We start from the raw sequence: 23,567 nt of genomic DNA on the forward strand, positions 1-23,567 counted from the left end.
TTACGACTCCTTCATCATCGCGCGCATCCCGGCCGGCAGATCCCATTCCGGCCGCCATCCGAGAACGGTGCGAGCCCGCGTGATATCGGCCCGCACGTCAGGTATTTCATTCCGCCGAACTGTGCAAGATGACACTACAGGTAGAGCAGTGCCGGCAGCTTCTTGCAAGATGTCGATTATTTCCTGCACCGAATACGACATTCCGGAGCCGATATTGATGCAATGGTAGCCTTCCACGACGTCCATGGCCTTGGCAAAGGCGCTCAGGACATCTTCAACGAAGATATAGTCACGCCGGGGACTGAGATCCAGGACCTGTATTTCCTGCTTCGTCCGTATCCGGTTCAGAAGCGTCGGTATCAGGAATTCGGGGCGCTGCCCTGAGCCGTATATATTGAAAAGGCGCAATACCACCACCGGTATCTGCTCGTGCGTGGCGGCGAACTCACAAAGCTGTTCGGCAAGATGTTTGGAAAGAGCGTAGGGGTTGTTCGGCCTGACCGGATCGCTTTCATGGATCGGCAGCCGGTCAGGCACCCCGTAAATATAGGCACTTGCGAACACGAGTTTGGCCTTGTGTCGCTTGCACCAGCTCAAAGCATGTTGCGTTCCAAGGACGTTGGCGGTCATGAAACTCGGTCCTTGGCTCCAGCTATCCGGAACGAATGTCTTGCCGGCAAGGTGAAACAGCGTGCGCGCCGCGGGAAGCTCCTGCCAAAGCTGCTCTTCGCTTATATCTCCGTGTGTTCGGTCAAGCGCAAGCACGTCAAAACCGGCCTGCTTGAGCCGTCTGACCAAACGCCTGCCGAGAAAACCGCCAGCACCGGTGACGATGGCATCAACCATTCAAGAACCTGGACTGCATGGATTCAAACTGCTCGATCGCCAAGGCATAATCGTCAGGCCGTCCGATATCGAGCCAATAGCCCGCAAAATCTCGAACCGTGGCCGGCTTGCCGGCCGCAAGAAGATCAAGCATCAACTGATCAAAGCCATAGGCGCCACCTTGTGGTATGTGCTCCACGGCCCTCGAAGACACCATGTAGACGCCCATGCTGACTTTGTATTCAGCCGTCGGTTTCTCGCGAAAACCGGTCAGCAGCCCGGCCTCGCCGGTGTCAAGAACGCCATAGTCTATACGATGCTGACGCGTCTTGGACGAGATCGTGAATATATTTCCGTCGCGGACGTGGGCATCATGAAAATCGGCATAGTTGAGATCCGTCAGAATGTCGCCGTTCATCACCAGGAAATTCTCCGGCAGATCCTTTATCAGCCGCAGCGGCCCCATGGTGCCAAGAGGCTCGTCCTCGAGCGAGTAATCGATACGCACACCCCACTTGTCGCCATCCTGGAAAAAAGCCTTGATCAGCTCGGCCTGGTGGTTGACGGCAAGCGTTATATGCTGAAATCCGCCCGATATCAGCTGACGAATGATCACCTCAAGAATAGGATAGTCGCCGATCGGCATCAAAGGCTTTGGAAGAACGACGGTATAGGGCCGCAACCGCGTTCCCATTCCGCCCGCCAGAATGACTGCGCGCCTAGACATTGAAGATATCCGCCTTGTATCTCGCCAGGTTCTGTGGCTGACGCAGCCAGTCGATCGTTGCCTTCAGACCATCTTCCAAGCTGTAACGCGGCGAAAATCCTGTCAGAGACTTGATCAGGCTGTTGTCGCAGCACAAACGTTCCACTTCGCTGTTTGCCGGACGCAAACGCTGTTCGTCGCATTCGATCTCCACGCTGACGCCGATGATGTCGGCGATCAGCCGAACGGTATCGCCGATCGATATCTCGCTGCCCGAGCCGATATTGACCGTCTGTCCGATGGCTTCGTCGCAGGCCGCGAGCGCCAGAAAGCCGTCGCATGTATCCTGCACGAAATTGAAATCCCGGGTGGGCGAGAGCGCACCAAGCTTCAGCGTCGTTCGTCCACTCAGAAGCTGTGAAATCACAGTCGGAATAACCGCCCTTGCAGATTGTCGCGGGCCGAACGTGTTGAAGGGCCGTGCGATCGTCACCGGCAGGTCGAAGCTCGAATGATAGCTGTAGGCCATCGCGTCAGCACCGATTTTTGACGCCGAATAGGGCGACTGTGCCTGCAGCGGATGACTTTCGCTGATTGGGACAAAGCGAGCCGTGCCGTAGACCTCGCTGGTCGAGGTCTGGATGACACGGCCAACGCCGGCATCGAGAGCGCCCTGAAGCACATTCAACGTGCCATTAATGTTGGTGTCTACATAGCTGGACGGCGCCTGATAGGAATAGGGAATAGCGATGAGCGCGGCCAGATGAAATATCGTGTCAACGCCTTTAGCGACGGCACGCATTTGTGCCGGGTCGCGAACGTCTCCAAGAATGACCTCGAACTTGCCGCGGTATTCAGACTGGTCCAGCCAGCCCCAGCTGGAAAACGAGTTGTACTGGCAGAGGGCGCGGACTTCCACGCCTGCCTTGACCAAGGTTTCAACGAGGTGAGAGCCGATGAAGCCGTCCGCACCGGTCACGAGTACTTTCTTCATTTCAATAAGCCTTCAGAATCGCGGAGGTAGAGCATCTTCACATCCCAGGGGAGCTGGATCGCCGAAATCGACGGTTTTCGCTGCTGCCCCAGCATCTGGATGATCCCGACATTGTCTTCGACTTCGAACCGTATGCCTTCAACCACCGAATAGATCGAAAAACGGCTGGAAATGCCGGCGCGGAGATAAAAGGTTCCGGTGTTCAACAAGCTAGCCGGAATGACTACTCGCGCCCGATAATAACCTGGGGACCGGGTGTCGAGGCGGCTTACGTCGAGTTCCGGATCAGACAGGCTGATGACCGCGGAATAACCATCCTCCATCATGATCTGCAGCCCGACGGAAAGCCCTGTCAGTGGTTCGCGCAGTTCATACTCCATCTCGATGACAAAATTCTTCGTGAGTTCAACTGTTTGTGCTAGCTCGCCATCTTCCTTTCGGATGGAAAGGCGAGAGATCACCGCCTTGCCGTCGACATCCTGTGGGTTGATTTCAAAATCTATCTTCCCGCTCAGTTCAGGCCGGTCGAGATAGGCGCGAATGACATCGGACGTACTGCCCACGGCAGCCACGCGACCGTCGGACAACAGAATGGATCGAGGGCAAAGACTGCTTACAGCCGTCATATTATGGCTGACGAACATGATTGTTCGGCCCGCCTTGGTCACCTCCCGCATTCGGCCCATACATTTGTTCTGGAAGTTGACGTCGCCAACTGCCAGAACCTCATCGACAAGAAGTATTTCGGGTTCCAGATGTGCCGCAACGGAAAAGGCAAGTCGAACATACATGCCTGAAGAGTAACGTTTGACTGGGGTGTCGATGAAATCGCCGATTTCTGCGAACTCGACGATCTCATCGAACTTCGCGCGAACTTCGGAGTGTGTCATTCCAAGAATGGCACCGTTTAAGTAAACGTTTTCGCGGCCTGTGAGTTCGGGGTGGAAGCCGGTTCCGACTTCCAAGAGGCTCGCAATCCGGCCTCGAATGCCAATATAGCCCGAGGTTGGACGCGTTATGCGAGACATCAGCTTCAGAAGGGTCGACTTGCCTGCCCCATTGCGACCGATTACGCCAACGATATCGCCGCGGGAAATCTCGAAGGACACATCATCCAGGGCGTGAAAAATGTCGTTCTTAAGCCGAGTCTTGTTCTGTCTGTCGGAAGCGTAATCCGACACAGAGGCATTGGGGTCCGGCAGATTGCGGAACCGCGCCCACCAGCTTTGGAGGTCGCGGTACAAGGTGCCGTGATTAATGATACCCAAGCGATAGTGTTTGCTGACATTCTCGGCGCGTATAACGATATCATTCATCAAACGGTATCCATAGCGGTTGCCTCAGCCCGCGCAAAAAGTATCAAGCCGCCAAACATAATAATCAGAGTGGCCGCGACATTCGCCAGGCAAATGCTCAGAGGAAGCGGCGACGCGTCGAAAAGTGCCCAACGGAATACCTGAACCGGAGTCGTCATCGGATTGAGGTAGTAAAACCATTGATATCGTTCGGGAACCTGGCTGAAAGCATAGACGACGGGTGTCGCATACATCCAAAGCTGCGTAACGAAACCGACGGCATAAACCAGATCACGATATCGAACTGTCAGCGCGGAAACCAAGAGTCCCATTCCCACACCAAGCGTTGCAACATATAGCAAAATCAATGGTGTCGCGAAAACGAAACGCAAGCTGATCACAATATCATCCTGACTAAGCCAGAGAACAAAAGAGATCGTAAGCAGCAGCGTGAATTGGATGGCAAATGCGACCAGGCCGCTCATCGCGACTGCGAGTGGTACGACTAGCCGGGGGAAATACACTTTTCCAAACAAGTTCGAGTTTTTCGAAAATGTTTCTGAGTTATTGGTGAGGCAAGCTGAGAAATAATTCCAGATAATGGTGCCGGACATATAAAAGACAAGCGGGGAAATTCCATCGGTGGAGAGATTGGCGATCTTTCCGAAGACGATGTAATAGGTGACCGTCGTCAGTATCGGTTGTATGAGATACCAAACCGGTCCAAGCACGGTTTGCTTGTAGAATGTCGTGAAATCCCTTTTGAAGAACATCCAGATAAGTTCACGATATTTCCACGCGGTCGTCAGCCCAACGCTGATGGTGCCGGACGGCTTGATGACTATATCCCAGGGTTCGGTGCCGCTTTCCCCTTCCTGTTTTGTCACGTGACCTGTCATATTAATGCGCTCAAACTCTCCGTTAGCCGTTGCTCGTGCCATATTTTCTACGGCCTCAGGGGACTGCATGGACCAACGCCATGTATCATGCGACTCGATCGAGGACACGCCCCAAAATTTCTCTCAGACGGTGGTCGAAATCTTCTTGCTTCCACAAGGAAGCTCTTTCAAGCCCCTTTTTGATCAAAGAGGAACGTAGGTCTTCATCTTCCCACAGGCGGCTCATTGCCCCTTGAATTTCCGCGACGGATTGCGGCGAGAAATAGAGAGCCGCGTCGCCGCACTGTTCACGCATACCATACTTGTCCGATATCAAAACGGGGCAACCGCACACCATCGCTTCAAGCGGCGGAATGTTTGTCGGGCCGAAAAAAGTCGGCATGACCAACCCTCTGGCACGACGATAAAACCCAGCCAGATCCGAATCCGGTACATAACCGACGAAGTGAACAGCTTGGGATAGCCCAAGCTCGCTTGCTATCGCTTTGACGGCCGCATATTCGCGCTTTGTATTGCCCGCCAAGACCAGTTCCATGTTCGGATGAGTCCTGCGCGCGGCTGCCAGCGCTTGTATGAGCCGCAAGTGATTCTTGTGAGGCCAGAATTGCGCCGGATAAAAATAGAATTTTTCCGGAAGCCGGTAGCGTTCGGCGAAGGCGGGCGTCTCGACCGAATCCGTAAGATAGTTCGGAGCGATATAAGGCAGCGGATATATGTAATCTTCTGGCGTACCGTAGCTTTCCATGACATGCCGCCGCCCGGTTTCGGAATCGACGAGCACGGCAGCGCTCTGGTTCGCAAGGTGACGGAACCGGCTTTCTCTCAGTTGAAAGCGCAACCAGCTTCCGGCTTCTGGAAAGCTGCGTTCATATCTGTGCATCAAATCGTGAATGGTTGCGATCGAGGGCTCCTTGATCTGCCAGGTCAGGGCGTCTTGAGCCGGAAAAATCCACAGATCACATTGGAGAGATGTCAATTCCCGCACGAGTGGGTTCACCCATCTCGCGATGTTACGCGCTACGGAGCCGGGCAGAACCATGAACAGCTTGGCAAGTGTCTCGCCCCGCTTCCAGTGCTGCAGCGGGACGGCCTTCAGCGGGCTGGCATCAAGTTCAGAGCGCCAGGCTTCGTCCCCATAGGCAACGATGACATCCACGTCCGTGCCGTCGATTGAAGTCAGGGCCTGCACAAGGCTTTGCGCGTACTGGAACATACCACCGGCATGGCGGCCTACTCCGAGATAGAAACCAATCCTCTTCCGGCGCAAGGTAATTCGGTCGTCCAAATGTATCGCCAACAGTCAGCCCGCGTTCTTGCGCGCTACGACACAGACGCCCCAGGTTTCGGTCCCCGGCGTCGAACTGGACATCCATTCTTCGGCAATCACACGGCTCATCCCCGCATTCGTCAGGAGGCGGTCTATCTCGTTCAGGAAGAGGTAGCGCATGCGGTGGGTTTCGCAAACCATTTCGGTCTTGGCGCTCAGCTTCTCCGTCGCGAAGATCGTGTAATTGACATCCACGACGTTCTCGGCGTCATGCACGACCGACTCTGCAACGCGAACGACTGAAATCTCATCGTTTTCCAAGCGTTTGACGCGGGTACTCGGCCGCTGCCAAAGGACTGCTGGTCCGTACCAGAAGTCGAAGATGAAAATTCCGCCGTCTTCGAGATGATGGGAAACAGTCTCCATCATCGCTTCGAGATCAGCATCGGACGTCTGATAGCTCAAAACATGAAAAAGGGAGATGACCGCCTGGAATCGCCGATCCGTCCGGAATGTGCGTGCATCGCCCAGCGTGAAATCAAGTTTGCCGCCCGACTGTGCCGCCTTCGGCATGGCCGCCGCAAGCATGGTTTCAGACAGCTCTACACCCAGCACCCCATATCCGGCTTCTGCGATCTTATCGGCGTGAATGCCGGTGCCGGAGCCTAGCTCCAGAATCTGCGAGATTGGGCCGGTGGCATAACGCTCCAGCAGAGCTTTCACATAAGCTGTTTCGCCCTCGTAATCCTTGTCCTGATAGAGAAGGTCGTAATACTGGGAGTACAATCCGAAACTGGGCGTCAACGGATGACCTCCGCGACGATACCCGCGACTTCGCGAATTTGATCTTCCCTCAGCGCCATGCCGCTTGGAATATAGAAGCCGCGGCGCGCAAGCTTTGCGGCGATGGGAAGATCTGCATCCTTGAAGAAGCCCATCTTCTGCAGAACGGGCTGCTCGTGCATCGGCCAGAAAAACGGACGGCAGCCTACGCCTTTAGCCGCTAATCGTTTCATCGCTTCGGCTGCGTCGAAATCGATCTCGTCCTTCAGCACGATGCCATAGACCCAATAGATATTCCGGGCATACGTTGTCTCGGGCAACGGCAGTTGAATGCCGGGCAGGTCCTGAAGCAGCTCGGTATACAGTTTGCCCATCGCACGTTTGCGCTCGACGAATTCCGGAAGGCGCTCAAGCTGCGCGCAACCCAAAGCCGCCTGCATATTTGTCATACGCATATTCCAGCCCAGTTCCTCGTGAACAAAGCGACGGGCAGGCAGGAAGCAGAGATTTCGCAGGCTTCGAGATCTGTCGGCAAGGGCGTCGGAATCGGTGACGATCATGCCACCTTCGCCTGTGGTAATGTGCTTATTGGGATAGAAGCTGAAAATGCTGACATCGCCGAAACTGCCGCAAGGCTGGCCGTTATATGTCTGTCCATGCATTTCTGCAGCGTCTTCGATGATCTTGAGGTCGTGGCGGCGGGCGATCTCGTTGATCGCGGCCATATCGCAGGGCAGGCCATAGATATGCACCACCATGATGGCGCGCGTCTTCGGCGTAATAGCTGCTTCGATCTTCGTCGGATCGATATTCCAGGTGAGAGGATCCGAATCCACCGCAACCGGCACACAACCCGCTCTCACGATGGCTGCTGCGCAGGAAATGATCGTGAAGGACGGCATGATGACCTCAGTGCCTTCCTCCAGGCCAAGCGCCATCATGCCAGCGTCGAGAGCCATCGAACCGTTCGCAACGGCGATTGCGTGCTTGCGGCCGACAGTCGCGGCAAACTCACGCTCAAAACGTGTGATGAAAGGGCCTTCGGAGGAAATCCAGCCGGTCTCGATACATTCCAGAAGATACTTGCTCTCGTTACCATTCAGCAGCGGTTCATTGACCGGAATCATTCGACACCCTTTATCTTCAGTTCCCGCACCGACGGTACAAATCGTGTCTTATCGGATTCTCCGGCATAAGGTCCCTGTTTGACTTCGATGATTTCAGCTTCTTCGATGATTTCAAAACCATGTCCGCCGAAGGCAAGCAGGATGACGTCGCCAGCGCGCAGGATCGCGCTTTCGTAGTATTCCTGCGCGTCGGAATAGAAGTCCACGCGGACAACGCCCGACTTTATAAGCAGGACCTCCTTCGTATAGAGGACCTCGCGCGCGACGGCGTTGTGAACGTGGGGTTGGATGACATAGCCAGTCGGTCGCTTCATATAGGCGAGTTGCTGCGAAAATTCGTCCGGCGTGAAAAATTGGATACCATCGAACGTGTAGTTCGACCGCAATATCATGGCCTGCAGTTCGCCACCGTTCGTGATCTTTTCTATCATGTTTCTCTTTCCCAAATCGACCGATGCGTCAGGATGCCGCCAAACCGACTACTTTGCGTATGCGCTTGACCCCGGCCGAGAATACGAGCTTGTAAAAATCATTCATCCGCTGGCGGCGCATCTTTGCGAAAAAGCCCAACACGCGCAGTCGCATTTGTTCGTTAACTTCAACGGGGATCTTTTGCAATTTCCCCGGCGCATGCCCGAGGCTGCCGGCGTAATAATCGACATCGCTGCAGTGGACTCCGCTGTCGTCAAACCCTGAGTTCTCCACAAGGCTCTGGCGAGGGTAGAGAGTCAGCATATTGTCCAGATAAGCGCTGGCATGCCACCTGATCGCCCAAGATTGATTCTTGCCTTTGACTTGATTGCGCAGCATCGCCAGGAAAAAGGCGTTCCCATCATAGTCGAAAGCTTTGGCAAGGCCTTTCTCTTTCAGGCCTATCAGAAGCTTAGCCCCATTGGGTTCGAAATGTTTCCATGCCCGGGCCCACGTGGCCCAGCCCCAACAGTCCGCCCCACGTAGGAAATAGCTCTCGGGAGCATCGTCGTTGGGGACCGGATAGGCGTAACCGTGAATGCTGGCGACGCGCTCCTCATCTGCATAAAGATCCAGCCCCTGGTTCATATAGCGCAAGAAGTCAGGCGAGGTTATCAGGTCATCCTCGACGACGATGACGCGGCCATATTGTTCGCACAGACGGCCCACGCCATCGATGATGGAGCCTGCAAGGCCATAGTTTTTTTCACGCTCGACGATAGTGACTGACTTGAAACCCGTTACCGTCTTTGCCTGTTCACGGACCTGGCGCACGCGCTCCGCTTCTTTTTCATTGCGCTGACCGTCGCAAAAAATGAACAGCGGCGTCTGTTCCGCCAATTCGTTTGCCTGCAATGCAGCGATAGTCCGTGCCATATGCATGGGACGATTGAAGACAAAAAGTATGACTGGTGCGCATTCCATGATTATTCCCAGCATTTCCTGCGTTGCGCAAATTGCTCGAGTCTATGTACGAATAGGGTCTCGGCTTCGAGCCGCTCCGTGTCGATCGCTTTTAGCTGCTTACGCCCTTTTTCGATCAGATCAACTGCCACCGCAGGATCCCGAATGCGCAACATTGCGTCGGCCCACTGCTCTGCGTCATTAGCGTCGGCAAACAACGCCGCATCGCCGACCTGTTCATTGAGGTGCGCCGAATAGATCAACGGGCGGCCGACTGCCCACGCTTCCAACGGCGGTAGATTGGTCGGGCCAAAATAAGTCGACATCACGACGGCCAGAGCGCCTTCGTAAAGCGCGCGCATGTGATCAACCGGTACAAAGCCGAGAAACGTCACATTGTCAGAGACGCCTAACCGCTGCGCTTGCTGCTTGATCCAGGCCAAATTACCGCTGTCCGCACCCGAAAAGACCACGCGTATGTCGGAATTAACGGCCGCCTTTTGCTTTAACAACGAGATCGCTTCAAGAATGCGTATATGGTTCTTATGAGGCCAGAATTGCGCCGGATAGAAATAATAGCCATCCCTCAGCCCGTAATTGCCGAGCACGGCTGTGCGATCAATCGAATGCGCTTCACTTAAGAAAGGAGAGGGCTCGAACGGCATCGCAATCATGCGCTCTTCGTCAACTCCGTAGCGAACGACAATCCTCTTCAGTAGCTGATGTGATGCCACCAAGACGGCGACCGCACGTGGCAGGCATGTGGAAAAGTGCCGCTCTCGTTCTTCGAATCTGCCTTCGGAGCTGACTTCCGGAAATTCGAGATCGTCCCGATGACAGAGATCAAGGACTGTTGTGACGTAGTTGAGCTTGCCGAAATAGTTCGGAGTTGAGGAATGTGTAACGAAATACCCCAGATCCATGCCTGCTTTCAGCAGCGCATTTTCGATCTTGTTTGCCATCCACGCTTTGCCAATTTCCTTGCGGATTAAGCGGCGCAACACGGCGAGTGCAATTCGAGATAGCCTTCCGGCGGCAGGCAGGTATTCTGCGGGAACTCCAAGCCGCTTGAGATGCTGAAGATTGGCTTTGATTGTCGTGAAAGCCACGACCTCATGCTGTTTTCCGATGATACGCTGGAGTTGTACGATCGCATTGATTGCTTGATTGAATCCGCCACCGACCTGAATCGGGTTTTCTAACAAGATGCCAATTTTCATGCTTTGACTAACCTCAGCCTCCGCGCCAGCAGACGCCTACTTCACATTTCGATCAGGCCGGAGAATCGCGTCGTTTTTCACAGATAATCTGACACAGCGGATCTCGCTCCTCAATTTCTCGTCCCTTTGTAAAAGGGTCACAGCCAGCGGATGCTGTCACGAATTGATCGTCACGGAGATCCGCAAAAGGGCGCTCTCACCAATTGGGGCGAGGGGCCATCCGCGTCATCCATTCAGTTGCACCTAATTAATTCCTGGTATTGGCCTTAGCATATCCTGCGATCACGACAACACCCACAACGGCCCGGTCACAAGGCAAATTTGGACCTGTTTGGAGGGTGTCGTTGCAATCTTGAGACAGTGATCGACAGTTTCTTCTATGGTGCTTGAATGGCCATCACGGAGGTAAGGTTTTCAAGATTGCCGGCATAGGTGAGCGCATCGAGGTTGACGACTGGTTCATCGTGAAGCGCAAGCTCAGCCGAGCACGAAATTCGCACCGATGAAGCCGACTCCTCCCGTCACCAGGATCATATTTAGCCCTTGGACATCTGACAGATGAAAGCTCTAGTCTCATTGTGCCAGTCTCACGTCAGCCGAAGAGGTCGACGATACTCATTTCGCCGACCTGCCCGCAGTTACATGGGGGTTGCACTCGTTCGGTCGTTTCCATAAACACGACCCGAAGATTGTATCGAACGACGATGTGAAAAAATGACAAAAACCGCGCTTATTACTGGGGTGACTGGTCAGGATGGTGCCTATTTGGCCGAATTGCTTCTGAGCAAGGGCTATACGGTGCACGGTATCAAGCGGCGGTCCTCGTCTTTTAATACCGGCCGCATCGAACATATCTATCAGGATCCGCATGAGACACATCCTCGCTTCATTCTCCACTATGGCGATATGATCGACTCGACCAACCTGCTGCGGATCGTGCAGCAGACGCAGCCCGATGAAATCTACAATCTTGCCGCACAAAGCCATGTGGGTGTCAGCTTCGAAACGCCTGAATATACGGCGGATGCCGATGGCATCGGGACGTTGAGGTTGCTCGAAGCGATCCGTATCCTGGGGCTCGAGGAAAAGACCCGATTCTACCAGGCATCGACCTCGGAACTCTACGGTCTTGTGCAGGAAGTGCCGCAGAACGAGAAGACGCCCTTTTATCCGCGTTCTCCCTATGCCGCAGCCAAGCTCTATGCCTACTGGATCGTCGTGAATTATCGCGAGGCCTACGGCATGCATGCGTCGAACGGCATTCTTTTCAATCACGAAAGCCCGCTTCGCGGCGAAACCTTCGTCACGCGCAAGATCACGATGGCGGTGGCTGCCATCCATCTGGGGCGGCAGGATAAGCTTTTCCTCGGCAATCTCGACGCCAAGCGTGACTGGGGCCACGCGCGTGAATATGTCGAGGGCATGTGGCGCATGCTGCAGCAGGACAAGCCGGATGACTACGTCTTGGCGACCGGTGAGACGACGAGTGTCCGCCAGTTTGTGGAGTGGGCTTTTGCCGACGTGGGCATTGCTTTGGAATGGAAGGGGTCCGGCGTCGACGAAAAGGGTTATGACGCCGCGTCCGGTGCCTGCCTTGTGGAAATCGACCCGCGGTATTTCCGCCCGACGGAAGTCGACCTTTTGCTTGGCGACCCGACCAAGGCACGTCAGAAATTGGGCTGGCACCACAAGACCCCGGTTCGCGAACTCGCCGCCGAAATGGTGCGGGAGGATGTCAAGCACTGGAAGGCTCAAAACAGCCGGAAAGAGATCTGAGTGTCCGACCTGTCTAACAAGAAAATCTGGGTCGCCGGTCATCGCGGCATGGTCGGCAGCGCGCTTGTGCGCAGGCTTCACTCAGAAAATTGCACTGTCATCACGGCAACGCGACAGGAGCTTGATCTCAAACGGCAGGACGAGGTCGAGAGATTCGTCCAGACGAACAGACCGGATGCGATCATCCTCGCTGCTGCAAAGGTTGGCGGTATTCTTGCGAACGATACCTTCCCGGCCGATTTCCTCTACGATAACCTGATTATTGAGGCCAATATCTTCGAAGCCGCGCATCGTAACGGCGTCGACAGGCTTCTGTTTCTGGGCTCAAGCTGCATTTATCCTAAATTCGCGCCGCAGCCGATTTCTGAAGATGCGCTTTTGACCGGACCGCTTGAGCCGACCAACGAGTGGTATGCTATAGCCAAGATTGCCGGGATCAAGCTGGCCGACGCCTACCGCAAGCAGCACGGACGCGACTATATTTCTGCCATGCCCACCAACCTCTATGGTCCGGGCGATAATTTCGATCTGCAATCCAGTCACGTTCTGCCGGCGCTAATTCACAAAGCGCACCTCGCAAAGGTGACGGGGGCATCCGAAATTGCCATCTGGGGAACCGGAAAGCCACGACGGGAATTCCTCCACGTTGACGATTGCGCTGATGCGCTGGTTTTCCTGTTGAAGAACTATTCGGACGCGCAGCACGTCAATGTCGGTTCGGGAGAGGACATTGAAATCATCGAGCTCGCGCGGTTGGTTTGCCGTGTTGTCGGTTACGAAGGAAAAATTGCCCACGACCTCTCCAAGCCTGACGGGACGCCGCGTAAGCTCATGAGCACCGACAAGCTGAAGAACATGGGCTGGAAGCCACGCATCTCGCTGGAGGAAGGTATCCGCGCAGTGTATGATTGGTTCCTGCAGTTCGAAGGCAAAGCCGCCGTAGCGCGACAATAGCTGTCGGGCATCCAAAACTCCAAAGGGCGGTGATTGGCGTGACGTGTGAGCCGTCAGCTTTAGGCGACGTTGCTGCTACCCTTGATCGAGACAATGGGGTATGCCGAGGATCCGGACTTGAACACCAAGTTTACCGTCGTTCCCGGCGTCCGTCCGCTCAAACTCATGGAGAAGCGGAAGACGTTCGACCAGCGTTCGGCTGAGAACTTGCAGTTCGTTCGGATTGCCTGGCGTGCGGCGGTACCAGGAAATCGAGGAGACCGTCGCCCCGTAGGTCGGCGGTTCTCTTTTCCAGAATGTCACCAATCAGGGTCGTCAGAAATTCTGCTGTCAGATGGTTCCAGTCTGTGATGAACGGAACACCCCTGCTGCTCGTGAGGCATTTCTCCTTGTCGTAATCGCAGTGAAGCTTGACGATATCGACGTAGGTGAACGCAAGATCGGATGGGAAAAATGGCAGTTGCTCTAAAGGCTGGTTGGCCGGCGGATAGGTCGCTTCCCGCAGGCATATAGAGGCATCGGATTTTCTCTGAAACATGAGCCCTAGGCACGAGTGCGATTCGTCGAGCTGGAAATAATTTCCGAAAACGAAAATGCGCGCGTCATCCGAGTGGCTTTTCATCCAGGAAAGAAGCTCGAACCGGAAGGGGTTGACGGTGTACTCGAAAGGCCGAAGGCTCGTGAGGAAGATCGCTTTCGTTCGGCTGAGCAATGACTTGTCGTTGATATATTTTTCGAAGGGAATGCAGTATTTATCGTAAATGCTGGCCCGAGAGGGGGCCTTAACGATATCGTTCTTGATCTCCACCATGCAGTTCAAGTAGCTGATTGCCACGATTTGATATCGGTCGGTATCGATGTAATTTTTTAGCGCGATCGACCAGTTTCTGGCGTGCGAGTCCCCAATGATGAAGATAATTGGTTTCCCAGCTTGAATGTTGTCGTTCAGGCTTAGAAAAGTGCTTTCGAGCCGTGCTTCGTTCGTCTGCGCGAGAGGTGAATAGACTTCATCCAGCCTGTGAGGAAAACCGGCCATAGTGATTGCTGACAGGACAGCAGCCGTGATGGTGACAACGGATAAGCTCAGGGTGATCCAGAGAGCGCGGCTTCTCCTGGTGTGGCGAAGGGGCTTTTCGATGACGACAAAGCTGACGACCGCGACCAAGACCGTCACTGCGATGGCGAGAAGCTTGTCACCATTGTCGAAATTCAAGCTTGTCAACCGCCAGAAGGCAAAGACCGGATAATGCCACAAATATAAAGAGTAGGATACCAATCCGGTGAGCGCCGCAGGCCGAGAAGCCAACAGGCGCCCGGCTGCGTTCTGCTGACCGGCGAATGCGAGCACCAGACAGGTCCCGATGACTGGGATCAAAGTCAACCGGCCAGGATGAACCGTATCCTTTCCAAAAAAGATGAGTGAGCCAAGAACGAGGATAAGCCCGGCCGCCGCGAGTAACGGCCGAGGGCGGGTTCGTCCACGCCTCACTTCGTGATAGGCGAGAAGTGTTCCGGCCAGCAGTTCCCAGGCCCGGGTGAGTGGCGAGTAGAAGGCCTGTTGCGGATCATGCCGCACCGTCACGATACACAATACAAAGCTGAGGGCTGCCACGAGCAACACGTATGGCAAGAATTTTGATTTCAAGTATCGGCGCACGATCAGCAATAAGACCGGAAAGCCGATATAAAATTGTTCTTCGACGCTCAACGACCAGGTGTGAAGAAAGGGCTTGAGAAGGGTATTGGGCTCCCCGTACAGAGCCGCAGTAAAATAAAAATAGATATTCGATCCAAACAGGAGCGACGACCCTATGGAGTTCGCGTAGTCTGTGAGTTCCAATGGTAACAAAAAATAATAGGCGAGGGGAATTGTCGCAAAAATGACTGCGAACAACGCCGGCAAAATTCTCCGCGCGCGCCGAGCATAGAATTTAACGAAATTGATACGCCCCGTTGCTTCGATTTCCGTCAACAAAATTTGGGAAATCAGGAAGCCGCTGATCACAAAAAATACGTCGACGCCAATGTATCCGCCCTGAAGTACCGTGTGGCCGGCAACCGTGAACCCGGCGTGGTAAAGAATGACCGCGATCACCGATATGGCCCGTAAGCCATCAATCTCTGGTCGGTAAACCTTCAATGTGCCTGCCTTCGATATCGAGAGCGTACTTTGGTCGCGCGCAAGATTGGCGCTTTTGGGGTGCCTAACACAGAGATCTTGGAGGGAGAACAGTGTGGCCTGATAAAAGATTTGTGGGCGGGGCCGATTTCAATCTTTATTTTCTGCGCTGTTGTAAATCAGCATTCCGGAACCCTCATTAGTTTGCATTTGTTTTTCCAGTCGCTGACCAATTTTGTCGATGGGCCGTTCCAGAAGCCAGAAGACGTCAGGCCGACGCCAATAGCGCTACCATCGCTGCCCACCACGGCGCGCCCGAAATCAAAAGAGATCGAAATGGGCGCGTGTAATGCGTAGATGCTGCAAGATGCTCGCCCGAGGCAGGATGTCGGATTCGCCGACATGCTGCGCCAATCGATCCAAGTGATCAGGGCAGCGAAAAGGAAGCAGGCATTGGAGGAGGGGACGGGGAGGGCAGATAAAAGCAAACCCGTTTTGCCGTAAAATCAATCGCTTAGTGAAATATTGGCTGGGGAACCTGGATTCGAACCAAGATTAACGGAGTCAGAGTCCGTCGTTCTACCATTGAACTATTCCCCAGCAGTTGCCGCCGAAGCATGGCTTGGCTGCTGTGCGGCGCTTATAACCAAAAGCCGGCAGATTGCAAATACCCGTTTTGAAAAAATTCAGTGCTGTGCGAAAGGCATGAAACCGCTGCAAATCCCCTGTCCAAAAAAGAATTTGGTGATTTTGGCGGGCGCTGATATTCTTGCCGCAACGCAAAAATCGAATGAGCGCCTGCTGCATATCTCAAGACTTGCGCGGCGCGGTGGAAAAAGAACGTGGAAGACCCCGAAGGCGGCGCAAAGCCGCAATTTGACGGGGCGTCGGCGGCAGGGCGCAAGGACGGCAAGAAGTCCAGGCGCCGCAAGGGCAAACGTGGCGGGCAATCCCGCAACGCGGCTCATCCCGCTTCGCATGAGCCTTCCGGCGGTGCCGGACAGCCTGCGCGCCCGATGGAAGATGCAGCCGGGAATCCGGCCCGCAAGCGCAAGCGTCGCCGTCGTGGCGGCCATGGTGCCGTGCAGGATGGTTCACCTCTCCCCCAGGCAATGGAACAGACGGCAGCGGCAGGCAATGCTGTCCGCTCCGATAGCGATTCAGCGCCGAGCCGTCGCAATCGCCGCAAAAACCGCGGCAAGCGCGGTCTGCAGGGCCGGCCGCTGACACCGGCAAAACCATCAGGCGCCCAGCAGCAGGAAAGCCGCGCAGAAGAAACCGTGCTCAGGGCCGAACTGCGTGAAGCACTGAATGGCGCAAGCGCCAACCGCAGGGGCCGCCAGGAAAGCCAGTCCCATTCCGGGCATCCGGGGGATCGTCAGGCCGGCGAGCATGTGTGGCCGGAGGAGCTCTACGCCGCCCTCGATCTCGGCACCAACAATTGCCGCCTCCTCATTGCCCAGCCGACTCGTCCGGGTCAATTCCGCGTCGTCGATGCTTTTTCCCGCATCGTGCGCCTCGGCGAAGGCCTTGCGGCAAGCGGCCGTCTGTCGGATGAGGCGATGGAGAGGGCGATCGAGGCGCTGAGGATCTGCGCCTCCAAGCTCAGGAACCGGCAGATCCGCCGCATGCGGCTGATCGCCACCGAAGCCTGCCGCCAGGCAGTCAATGGCGAGGAATTCCTCAGCCGGGTCGTTGCCGAAACCGGCCTCGCGCTCGAGATCATCGATCGCGAGACAGAGGCGCGGCTTGCCGTCTCCGGCTGCTCCTCGCTGGTCGGTCGCGAGACGCGCTCCGTCGTGCTTTTCGATATCGGCGGCGGCTCGTCGGAGATTGCCGTCATCCGTATTGGCGACAATCGCTTCAGCCGCCTTGCCAATCACATCACCCACTGGACCTCGCTTCCGGTCGGCGTCGTGACCCTGTCGGAGCGCCATGGCGGGCACGACGTCACGCCGGAGGCCTTCGAAGGCATGGTGCGTGAAGTCGAAGGCATGCTTGGAAGCTTCAATTGCCCGGAGATCGAGGTCGCCCAGAGCGGCGACTTTCACCTGATCGGCACATCGGGCACGGTGACGACGCTTGCCGGCGTGCATCTCGACCTACCGCGTTATGACCGGCGCAAGGTCGATGGCATCTGGCTGTCCGACGATGAGGTCTCCGCCATGCAGGCAAAGCTTCTCTCCTGGGATTTCGCAAGCCGCGCCGCCAATCCCTGCATCGGGCCTGACCGGGCCGATCTGGTGCTCGCCGGCTGCGCCATTCTCGAGGCGATCCGCCGCCGCTGGCCGAGCCCGCGCATGCGGGTTGCCGATCGCGGCTTGAGGGAAGGCTTGCTCACCGACATGATGGCCGATGACGGCGTGTGGCGGCGCAACCGCAACCGCCGCGGCCAGCGCGTGAGATCGTGAGATAAGGAATAGGCATGACCAAGGCACCGATCGCGGGAAACCGCACCGGCCGCAAGCTCGGCCAGCGCGTCAAGAACAAGAAAATGAAGGCCTCCTCCCGCCAGTGGCTGGAGCGTCACATCAACGATCCCTATGTGCAGCGCGCCCAGCTTGAGGGATATCGCGCTCGTGCCGCCTTCAAGCTGCTGGAGATCGATGAGAAACATCACATCCTGCGCGGCGCCAGGCGCATCATCGATCTCGGCGCTGCCCCCGGCAGCTGGTCGCAGATCGCAGCCAAGGTCACCGGCTCGACAGATGATGATATTCGCGTGGCTGCGATCGATTTCCTTGAAATGACCCAGCTGCCGGGGGTCAAGATCCTGCAGCTCGATTTCCTTGATCCCAGTGCGCCGGAAAAGCTGTTGGAGGCGGTCGGCGGCACGCCCGATCTTGTCATATCGGACATGGCTGCACCAACCACCGGCCACCATCGCACCGATCATCTGCGCACCATGCATCTCTGCGAAGTCGCGGCACATTTCGCCGTCGAAGTCCTGGGGGAAGGCGGGCATTTCCTCACCAAGACCTTCCAGGGTGGCACCGAGCGTGAGCTGCTCGCCATGCTGAAGCAGAACTTCCGCCAGGTCGTCCATGTCAAGCCGAACTCGTCGCGCGCCGAATCGGTCGAGATGTTCCTGCTGGCCAAGGGGTTCAAGGGGCGCAAGGCCGAAGGCGACGCTGAAGAAGCTTGATCTTCGGGTCGGTCCTGACGGATGATGGCGATCGACTGCATAACTCCTTAAAACGGTATCGATTTGAGGATAAGATATGCAGCAATGGAAAGCGTCGCCGCGTCCTTTGCGCGTCTGAAAGGACGCGCGGCGCTGCAAGGATTTGAACCTGATCCCATGCTTCTTTACGTCACGCTCGGAACCAACGACCTTTATCGCGCAGGGCATTTTTATGATGCCGTGCTGTCTCCCCTCGGCTATCGCCGCCAGCGCTCTTCCGAAGAGGAAATCGGCTATGCCGCCGAGGGCGATACGCGCTGCCGCTTTTGGGTGGTGACGCCCTTCAATCGCCGCCGGGCGACCTCGGGCAATGGCGCCATGGTGGCACTTGCAGCCGAAACACGGGCCGATGTCGACGCCTTCCATGCGGCGGCGATCGCGGCAGGCGCCGTCGATGAGGGCGAGCCCGGCCTGCGCTCCTACCATGCCCATTTCTACGCTGCCTATGTGCGTGATCTCGACGGCAACAAGCTCTCTGCCGTCTGCGAAAACCCGCATTAACGGCTGCCAAAAGCTCGTCGCAATCTTTCAGATTCGCTCCTCGCGCTTTAGGTCTTTGTTTCCACGCATGTCGTTACCGCAAAACCGCTGCACGCTTTTGCGCGACATGCTTTATTTCACCGCGTGCTGTTCGGCTTCGACAGTTGCTGCCGCTATCGTCTTCAAGCGGTGGCCGGAAACGAGTGCGCCGGCATTGCGGTCCATCCGGATGAAGGGAATGGTCGCAATGACCGTCAGTCCGGCAATGATGTAGAAGGCGAGGTGGAAATCGGCCACTTGCAGCGCTTCGCCGCGGAAATAGATCGAGCTCTCCAGGATCGCGGCGGCGACCGCAACGCCGAGCGCCAGGCTGACCTGCTGCATCACCGAACTCATCGATGTCGCTTGGCTTGCTTCCGCATCGTCGATATCGGCGAAGGCAAGTGCATTGACGCCGGTGAACATGAAGGAGCGGGAGAAGCCGCCGAGCAGCAGCACGCCGATGATGACGAGATGCGGCGTCGACGGCGTGAACAGGCCGGTGACGACAGTCACCAGGGTCGTCACCATGGCGGCGCCGAGAAGCGTGGTGCGGAAGCCGGCGGCGGCGAAGACGCGCTTCGCCATGAACTTGGTGGTGATCGCCCCGATCGCGCCGGCAAAAGTGATGAGGCCGGATTGGAATGGCGTCAGCCCGAAACCGAGCTGCAGCATCAGCGGCGTCAGGAAGGGCATGGCGCCGACGCAGATACGGAAGAGCGTGCCGCCCAAGGTGGAGGTTCGAAACGTCGGGTTCTTGAACAGGTTGAGGTTGAGGATCGGCGCCGGATGCCGCTTGGCATGGCGCACATAGAGAAAGCCGCAAAGCACGCCGATCAAGGTGGCGGTGACGCCTATGATCGGGGGCAGGGCCGGCAGACTGACCACCGACAGGCCGAAGACGACACCCGCGGCCGAAAGCGAGGTCAGCACGAAACCGGTGAAATCGAGCCGCGGCGGCGCCGTCGCTTCCACCTCCGGCAGAAAAATCGTCGCAAGCCAGATGCCGATGATGCCGACCGGCACGTTGATCAGGAAGATCCAGTGCCAGCTGAAATAGGTGGTGATGAAGCCGCCGAGCGGCGGTCCGGTGAGCGGGCCGACAAGTGCGGGGATGGTGAGCAGCGCCATGGCCGAGACCAGATCGCTGCGCTTGGTGGTGCGCACCAGCACGAGGCGGCCGACGGGCGTCATCATCGCGCCGCCCATGCCCTGGAGGAAGCGCGCAAGCACGAATTCGACGAGGTTGGACGAGATTGCGCAGAGGATCGAGCCGATGACGAAGACTGAGATGGCAAGCCGGAAGATCTTCTTGGCGCCGAACCTGTCGGCCATCCAGCCGCTCACCGGGATGAATACCGCAAGCGCCACCATGTAGGAGGTCAGCGCCAGCTTCAGCGTGATTGGCCCGACATGCAAATCCGCCGCGATCGCCGGCAGCGCCGTCGCAATGACGGTGGAGTCCATCTGTTCCATGAAAAGGGCGACGGCGAGGATCAGCGGGACGATGCGATTCATAGGCGGGAGCCTTGATGGGGCAGCGGATTGGAGCTGGAAAGGCCCGTGCTGTTTAGTCCCAGTGGCGGGTTCTGCCAATCCCCAAATCCGGGTCGACGACACGTTTGCTTCACGTCTGCGTGAGACGGCTTGCGCAACAACGTCGCCAGTCAAGATTGACATATGTTTACTTGGCCGGGGCAAGAAATCCGGTCGGAATCGACACTGGGGGCCGTGCGGCGACGCACCGCACGTCATAAGAGGATGGACATATGGCAATTTCATCGGGAATAAAACGACGTACCCTTTTTGCCGCAGGCCTTGGCCTGCTCGCGGCGCCGGTCATTTTAAGAGAGAAGGCCGAAGCGGCCGCAACTGGAGAAAGCAATCATATGGATGGAACGCTTTTGCCCGAGATCAATCAATTCAAGCTCGGTTCCTATAAGTTCACCGTCGTCCGTGACGGCACCAGCATTGTCGAAAAGCCCTATGAAACCTTCGGCACCAATCAGGATCCCGAAACCGTCAAGGCATTGCTGACCGCAAACTTCCTGCCGGCCGACAAGTTCATGAACGGCTATATGCCGGCTCTCATCGATACCGGTTCGGATGTCATCCTCGTCGATACCGGCTTCGGCGCTGGCGGCCGCGCACGTGGGGCCGGCCAACTGACCGAAGGCCTGAAGGCGGCGGGATATTCGGCCGACGACGTCACGTTGGTGGCGCTCACCCATCTGCACGGCGATCATATTGGTGGCCTGATGGAAGACGGTGCTGCTGCCTTCAAGAATGCCCGCTATGTCGTCGGCCAGGCCGAATATGACTTCTGGTCGGACAAGGCGCGTGAGGGTACGCCGGCTGAGGGCGGTCACAAGGCGGTGCTCGCCAATGTGGTGCCGCTTGCCGAAAAGACCACTTTCCTCAAGGAGGGTGATAGCTTTGCACCCGGCATAACGGCGATGCTGGCGGCCGGCCACTCACCGGGACATATGGTGTTCCACGTCGAATCCGAGGGCAAGCGCCTTGTGCTCACGGGCGATACCGCCAACCACTATATCCTGTCGCTGCTGCGGCCGGATTGGGAGGTGCGCTTCGACATGGACAAGACGCAGGCAGCCGCCACCCGCCGCAAGGTTTTCGAGATGATTGCGAGCGAAAAGATCGCCTTCCTTGGCTACCACATGCCGTTCCCGGCAGTCGGCTTCGTCGAGCGGCAGGATGGCGGGTACCGTTTCGTGCCGAAGACCTATCAGTTCGACATCTGATCCGAAGCGGTTCAGCCTTCACGGAAGCGCTGAACCGCGATAACATTGTTTTTACAACGTTCTGGACAGAAAATTGCCTAGCGTTATTCCCGGAATGCTCCTGGCGCATGGCACCCATGACGAGCCGGGCGGGCAGGCCGGGCTTTTTGCTATTTCCTTCCTGTCATAGACGTGTTACCAGCCCTCGCCAACTTCCAAGCAACCCATGCAGACCGCCGGGGCGGACGATTCGTTTCCGGACAGGGTCGCATTTTTATTAAATGAAGGAATTTGGCCATGGCACGCATCATTGAAACGGCAACCGGCGCAGACGCGCTTACCTTCGACGACGTGCTGCTGCAGCCGGGACATTCCGAGGTCATGCCGGGCCAGACGAATATCTCCACCCGCATCGCCCGGGATTTCGAACTCAACATCCCGATCATCTCATCAGCGATGGATACCGTCACCGAGAGCCGCCTGGCGATCGCCATGGCCCAGGCCGGCGGCCTTGGCGTCATTCATCGCAACCTGACGCCGATCGAGCAGGCCGAGCAGGTCCGGCAAGTGAAGAAGTTTGAAAGCGGCATGGTCGTCAATCCGGTGACGATCGGCCCCGATGCGACGCTTGCCGATGCGCTCGGGCTCATGAAGTCCTACAGCATCTCCGGCATCCCCGTCGTCGAGAAGTCCGGCCGCCTCGTCGGCATCCTGACCAACCGCGACGTCCGCTTCGCTTCCGATCAGGAACAGAAGATCCATGAACTGATGACCAAGGACAATCTGGTCACCGTCAAGGAAAACGTCGATCAGCAGGAGGCCAAGCGCCTGCTGCATTCGCATCGTATCGAGAAGCTCTTGGTCGTGGACACCGAAGGCCGCTGTGTCGGTCTCATCACCGTCAAGGACATCGAGAAGTCCCAGCTGAACCCGAACGCTTCCAAGGATGCGCAGGGCAGGCTTCGCGCCGCCGCCGCCATCAGCGTCGGTGACGACGGCTTCGAGCGCGCCGAACGCCTGATCGAGGCCGGTGTCGACCTTCTGGTCGTCGATACCGCCCACGGCCATTCGCAGCGCGTCCTCGATGCCGTCACCCGCGTCAAGAAGCTTTCCAATTCGGTGCGCATCATGGCCGGCAACGTCGCCACCTATGACGGCACCAGGGCGCTGATCGATGCCGGCGCGGACGCCGTCAAGGTCGGAATCGGTCCGGGTTCGATCTGCACGACGCGCATCGTCGCCGGCGTCGGCGTGCCGCAGCTCGCCGCCATCATGTCGGCGGTGCAGGCCGCAAATGATCAGGATGTGCCCGTCATCGCCGATGGCGGCATCAAGTTCTCCGGCGATCTTGCCAAGGCGATCGCCGCCGGTGCTTCCGCCGTCATGATCGGCTCGCTGCTTGCCGGCACCGATGAGAGCCCGGGCGAGGTCTATCTCTACCAGGGACGTTCCTTCAAGGCCTATCGCGGCATGGGCTCCGTCGGCGCCATGGCCCGCGGCTCGGCCGACCGTTACTTCCAGGCCGAGGTGCGCGACACGCTGAAGCTTGTGCCCGAGGGCATCGAAGGCCAGGTGCCGTACAAGGGGCCGGTCTCGGGCGTTATCCACCAGCTCGCCGGCGGCCTCAAGGCGGCCATGGGTTATGTTGGCGGCAAGGACCTCAAGGATTTCCAGGAGCGGGCCACGTTCGTGCGCATCTCCGGTGCCGGCCTTCGCGAAAGCCACGCCCATGACGTGACGATCACCCGCGAGAGCCCGAACTATCCGGGCGCTGGCCTCTGATC

The 23,567-nt window shown here is 56.9% G+C and carries 22 protein-coding genes, 1 tRNA gene and 1 pseudogene; 8 read left to right on the forward strand and 16 right to left on the reverse strand.

Annotation, left to right across the window (positions count from 1 at the left end; all coding sequences use genetic code 11):
* The 12 genes and pseudogenes from HX898_RS11710 to HX898_RS33190 form a co-directional block, all read right to left on the reverse strand.
* Complete coding sequence (locus HX898_RS11710; RefSeq protein WP_180194726.1) at positions 1 to 846, reverse strand: NAD(P)-dependent oxidoreductase; 846 nt, start codon at positions 844 to 846, stop codon at positions 1 to 3.
* Positions 839 to 1,552, reverse strand: a complete 714-nt coding sequence (locus HX898_RS11715; protein WP_018497436.1) for a nucleotidyltransferase family protein — start codon at positions 1,550 to 1,552, stop codon at positions 839 to 841. Before HX898_RS11715 ends, HX898_RS11710 begins: the two co-directional genes overlap by 8 nt.
* Positions 1,545 to 2,525, reverse strand: a complete 981-nt coding sequence (locus tag HX898_RS11720; protein ID WP_180194727.1) for an NAD-dependent 4,6-dehydratase LegB — start codon at positions 2,523 to 2,525, stop codon at positions 1,545 to 1,547. The genes HX898_RS11715 and HX898_RS11720 overlap by 8 nt, the downstream gene beginning before the upstream one ends.
* Positions 2,522 to 3,841, reverse strand: coding sequence for an ABC transporter ATP-binding protein (locus tag HX898_RS11725; protein WP_180194728.1), 1,320 nt, complete (start codon positions 3,839 to 3,841; stop codon positions 2,522 to 2,524). Before HX898_RS11725 ends, HX898_RS11720 begins: the two co-directional genes overlap by 4 nt.
* Entirely contained in the window at positions 3,841 to 4,719 is an 879-nt protein-coding gene (locus HX898_RS11730; protein ID WP_138390736.1) for an ABC transporter permease, read from the reverse strand. The genes HX898_RS11725 and HX898_RS11730 overlap by 1 nt, the downstream gene beginning before the upstream one ends.
* An 85-nt stretch (positions 4,720 to 4,804) precedes the next feature.
* Complete coding sequence (locus HX898_RS11735) at positions 4,805 to 6,004, reverse strand: glycosyltransferase family 1 protein (protein WP_246697905.1); 1,200 nt, start codon at positions 6,002 to 6,004, stop codon at positions 4,805 to 4,807.
* A gap of 15 nt (positions 6,005 to 6,019) precedes the next feature.
* Complete coding sequence (locus HX898_RS11740; RefSeq protein WP_180194729.1) at positions 6,020 to 6,790, reverse strand: class I SAM-dependent methyltransferase; 771 nt, start codon at positions 6,788 to 6,790, stop codon at positions 6,020 to 6,022.
* Positions 6,787 to 7,896, reverse strand: a complete 1,110-nt coding sequence (locus HX898_RS11745; protein WP_138390718.1) for a DegT/DnrJ/EryC1/StrS family aminotransferase — start codon at positions 7,894 to 7,896, stop codon at positions 6,787 to 6,789. Before HX898_RS11745 ends, HX898_RS11740 begins: the two co-directional genes overlap by 4 nt.
* Positions 7,893 to 8,327, reverse strand: a complete 435-nt coding sequence (locus tag HX898_RS11750; RefSeq protein ID WP_180194730.1) for a hypothetical protein — start codon at positions 8,325 to 8,327, stop codon at positions 7,893 to 7,895. Before HX898_RS11750 ends, HX898_RS11745 begins: the two co-directional genes overlap by 4 nt.
* Before the next feature lie 28 nt (positions 8,328 to 8,355).
* Positions 8,356 to 9,291: a glycosyltransferase gene (locus HX898_RS11755; RefSeq protein WP_138390716.1), complete on the reverse strand. Its 936-nt coding sequence runs from the start codon at positions 9,289 to 9,291 to the stop codon at positions 8,356 to 8,358.
* Between the two features lie 2 nt (positions 9,292 to 9,293).
* Positions 9,294 to 10,490: a glycosyltransferase family 1 protein gene (locus HX898_RS11760; protein WP_180194731.1), complete on the reverse strand. Its 1,197-nt coding sequence runs from the start codon at positions 10,488 to 10,490 to the stop codon at positions 9,294 to 9,296.
* Positions 10,491 to 10,888: 398 nt separating this feature from the next.
* Positions 10,889 to 11,024 (reverse strand): annotated as a pseudogene (locus HX898_RS33190) (dTDP-glucose 4,6-dehydratase); the annotation flags it as partial.
* Positions 11,025 to 11,204: 180 nt separating this feature from the next.
* Between HX898_RS33190 and gmd the strand changes: the two are divergent.
* Both gmd and HX898_RS11775 read left to right on the forward strand, forming a co-directional pair.
* Complete coding sequence (gmd, locus tag HX898_RS11770; RefSeq protein WP_131630351.1) at positions 11,205 to 12,266, forward strand: GDP-mannose 4,6-dehydratase; 1,062 nt, start codon at positions 11,205 to 11,207, stop codon at positions 12,264 to 12,266.
* Positions 12,267 to 13,220 (forward strand): GDP-L-fucose synthase, encoded by a 954-nt coding sequence (locus tag HX898_RS11775; RefSeq protein WP_138390714.1) that lies wholly within the window; start codon positions 12,267 to 12,269, stop codon positions 13,218 to 13,220.
* A 163-nt stretch (positions 13,221 to 13,383) separates the two neighbouring features.
* Here the strand turns inward: HX898_RS11775 and HX898_RS11780 are convergent, their stop codons facing one another.
* On the reverse strand, positions 13,384 to 15,360 hold the full coding sequence (locus tag HX898_RS11780; RefSeq protein WP_180194732.1) for an acyltransferase family protein: 1,977 nt from the start codon (positions 15,358 to 15,360) through the stop codon (positions 13,384 to 13,386).
* Positions 15,361 to 15,390: 30 nt separating this feature from the next.
* Between HX898_RS11780 and HX898_RS11785 the strand changes: the two genes are divergently transcribed.
* Complete coding sequence (locus tag HX898_RS11785; RefSeq protein WP_180194733.1) at positions 15,391 to 15,696, forward strand: hypothetical protein; 306 nt, start codon at positions 15,391 to 15,393, stop codon at positions 15,694 to 15,696.
* Positions 15,697 to 15,865: 169 nt separating this feature from the next.
* Here the strand turns inward: HX898_RS11785 and HX898_RS11790 are convergent.
* Positions 15,866 to 15,939 (reverse strand) — tRNA-Gln (locus tag HX898_RS11790).
* Entirely contained in the window at positions 15,919 to 16,146 is a 228-nt protein-coding gene (locus tag HX898_RS11795; protein ID WP_138328952.1) for a hypothetical protein, read from the reverse strand. The genes HX898_RS11790 and HX898_RS11795 overlap by 21 nt, the downstream gene beginning before the upstream one ends.
* 35 nt (positions 16,147 to 16,181) lie before the next feature.
* Between HX898_RS11795 and HX898_RS11800 the strand changes: the two genes are divergently transcribed.
* The 3 genes from HX898_RS11800 (at position 16,182) to HX898_RS11810 (ending at position 19,024) form a co-directional block, all read left to right on the forward strand.
* Entirely contained in the window at positions 16,182 to 17,750 is a 1,569-nt protein-coding gene (locus HX898_RS11800) for a Ppx/GppA phosphatase family protein (protein ID WP_171599061.1), read from the forward strand.
* A gap of 14 nt (positions 17,751 to 17,764) precedes the next feature.
* A complete protein-coding gene (locus tag HX898_RS11805; protein WP_017993025.1) occupies positions 17,765 to 18,484 on the forward strand; it encodes an RlmE family RNA methyltransferase in 720 nt (239 codons plus the stop codon).
* Positions 18,485 to 18,640: 156 nt separating this feature from the next.
* Positions 18,641 to 19,024, forward strand: a complete 384-nt coding sequence (locus HX898_RS11810; RefSeq protein WP_180194775.1) for a VOC family protein — start codon at positions 18,641 to 18,643, stop codon at positions 19,022 to 19,024.
* 111 nt (positions 19,025 to 19,135) lie between these two features.
* Here the strand turns inward: HX898_RS11810 and HX898_RS11815 are convergent, their stop codons facing one another.
* Positions 19,136 to 20,560: a DHA2 family efflux MFS transporter permease subunit gene (locus tag HX898_RS11815; RefSeq protein ID WP_180194734.1), complete on the reverse strand. Its 1,425-nt coding sequence runs from the start codon at positions 20,558 to 20,560 to the stop codon at positions 19,136 to 19,138.
* 251 nt (positions 20,561 to 20,811) lie between these two features.
* Here HX898_RS11815 and HX898_RS11820 point away from each other — a divergent pair, with 251 nt between their 5' ends.
* Both HX898_RS11820 and guaB read left to right on the forward strand, forming a co-directional pair.
* Complete coding sequence (locus tag HX898_RS11820) at positions 20,812 to 21,804, forward strand: MBL fold metallo-hydrolase (RefSeq protein ID WP_138328948.1); 993 nt, start codon at positions 20,812 to 20,814, stop codon at positions 21,802 to 21,804.
* Between the two features lie 276 nt (positions 21,805 to 22,080).
* Positions 22,081 to 23,565, forward strand: a complete 1,485-nt coding sequence (gene guaB, locus HX898_RS11825; RefSeq protein WP_128440017.1) for an IMP dehydrogenase — start codon at positions 22,081 to 22,083, stop codon at positions 23,563 to 23,565.
* The last annotated feature ends 2 nt before the right edge of the window (positions 23,566 to 23,567 follow it).

Origin of the sequence: Rhizobium sp. WYCCWR 11128, from assembly GCF_013416305.1 — a bacterium.
GTDB lineage: Bacteria > Pseudomonadota > Alphaproteobacteria > Rhizobiales > Rhizobiaceae > Rhizobium > Rhizobium indicum.

Bases quoted from the DNA above. Each gene is read 5' to 3' on its own strand.
- HX898_RS11815 (WP_180194734.1), bottom strand. From the start codon at position 20,560: ATGAATCGCATCGTCCCGCTGATCCTCGCCGTCGCCCTTTTCATGGAA.
- HX898_RS11805 (WP_017993025.1), top strand. From the start codon at position 17,765: ATGACCAAGGCACCGATCGCGGGAAACCGCACCGGCCGCAAGCTCGGC.
- HX898_RS11820 (WP_138328948.1), top strand. From the start codon at position 20,812: ATGGCAATTTCATCGGGAATAAAACGACGTACCCTTTTTGCCGCAGGC.
- HX898_RS11715 (WP_018497436.1), bottom strand. From the start codon at position 1,552: ATGTCTAGGCGCGCAGTCATTCTGGCGGGCGGAATGGGAACGCGGTTG.
- HX898_RS11725 (WP_180194728.1), bottom strand. From the start codon at position 3,841: ATGAATGATATCGTTATACGCGCCGAGAATGTCAGCAAACACTATCGC.
- HX898_RS11760 (WP_180194731.1), bottom strand. From the start codon at position 10,490: ATGAAAATTGGCATCTTGTTAGAAAACCCGATTCAGGTCGGTGGCGGA.
- HX898_RS11745 (WP_138390718.1), bottom strand. From the start codon at position 7,896: ATGATTCCGGTCAATGAACCGCTGCTGAATGGTAACGAGAGCAAGTAT.
- HX898_RS11795 (WP_138328952.1), bottom strand. From the start codon at position 16,146: ATGCAGCAGGCGCTCATTCGATTTTTGCGTTGCGGCAAGAATATCAGC.
- HX898_RS11810 (WP_180194775.1), top strand. From the start codon at position 18,641: ATGCTTCTTTACGTCACGCTCGGAACCAACGACCTTTATCGCGCAGGG.
- HX898_RS11710 (WP_180194726.1), bottom strand. From the start codon at position 846: ATGGTTGATGCCATCGTCACCGGTGCTGGCGGTTTTCTCGGCAGGCGT.
- HX898_RS11750 (WP_180194730.1), bottom strand. From the start codon at position 8,327: ATGATAGAAAAGATCACGAACGGTGGCGAACTGCAGGCCATGATATTG.
- HX898_RS11755 (WP_138390716.1), bottom strand. From the start codon at position 9,291: ATGGAATGCGCACCAGTCATACTTTTTGTCTTCAATCGTCCCATGCAT.
- HX898_RS11730 (WP_138390736.1), bottom strand. From the start codon at position 4,719: ATGACAGGTCACGTGACAAAACAGGAAGGGGAAAGCGGCACCGAACCC.
- gmd (WP_131630351.1), top strand. From the start codon at position 11,205: ATGACAAAAACCGCGCTTATTACTGGGGTGACTGGTCAGGATGGTGCC.
- guaB (WP_128440017.1), top strand. From the start codon at position 22,081: ATGGCACGCATCATTGAAACGGCAACCGGCGCAGACGCGCTTACCTTC.
- HX898_RS11720 (WP_180194727.1), bottom strand. From the start codon at position 2,525: ATGAAGAAAGTACTCGTGACCGGTGCGGACGGCTTCATCGGCTCTCAC.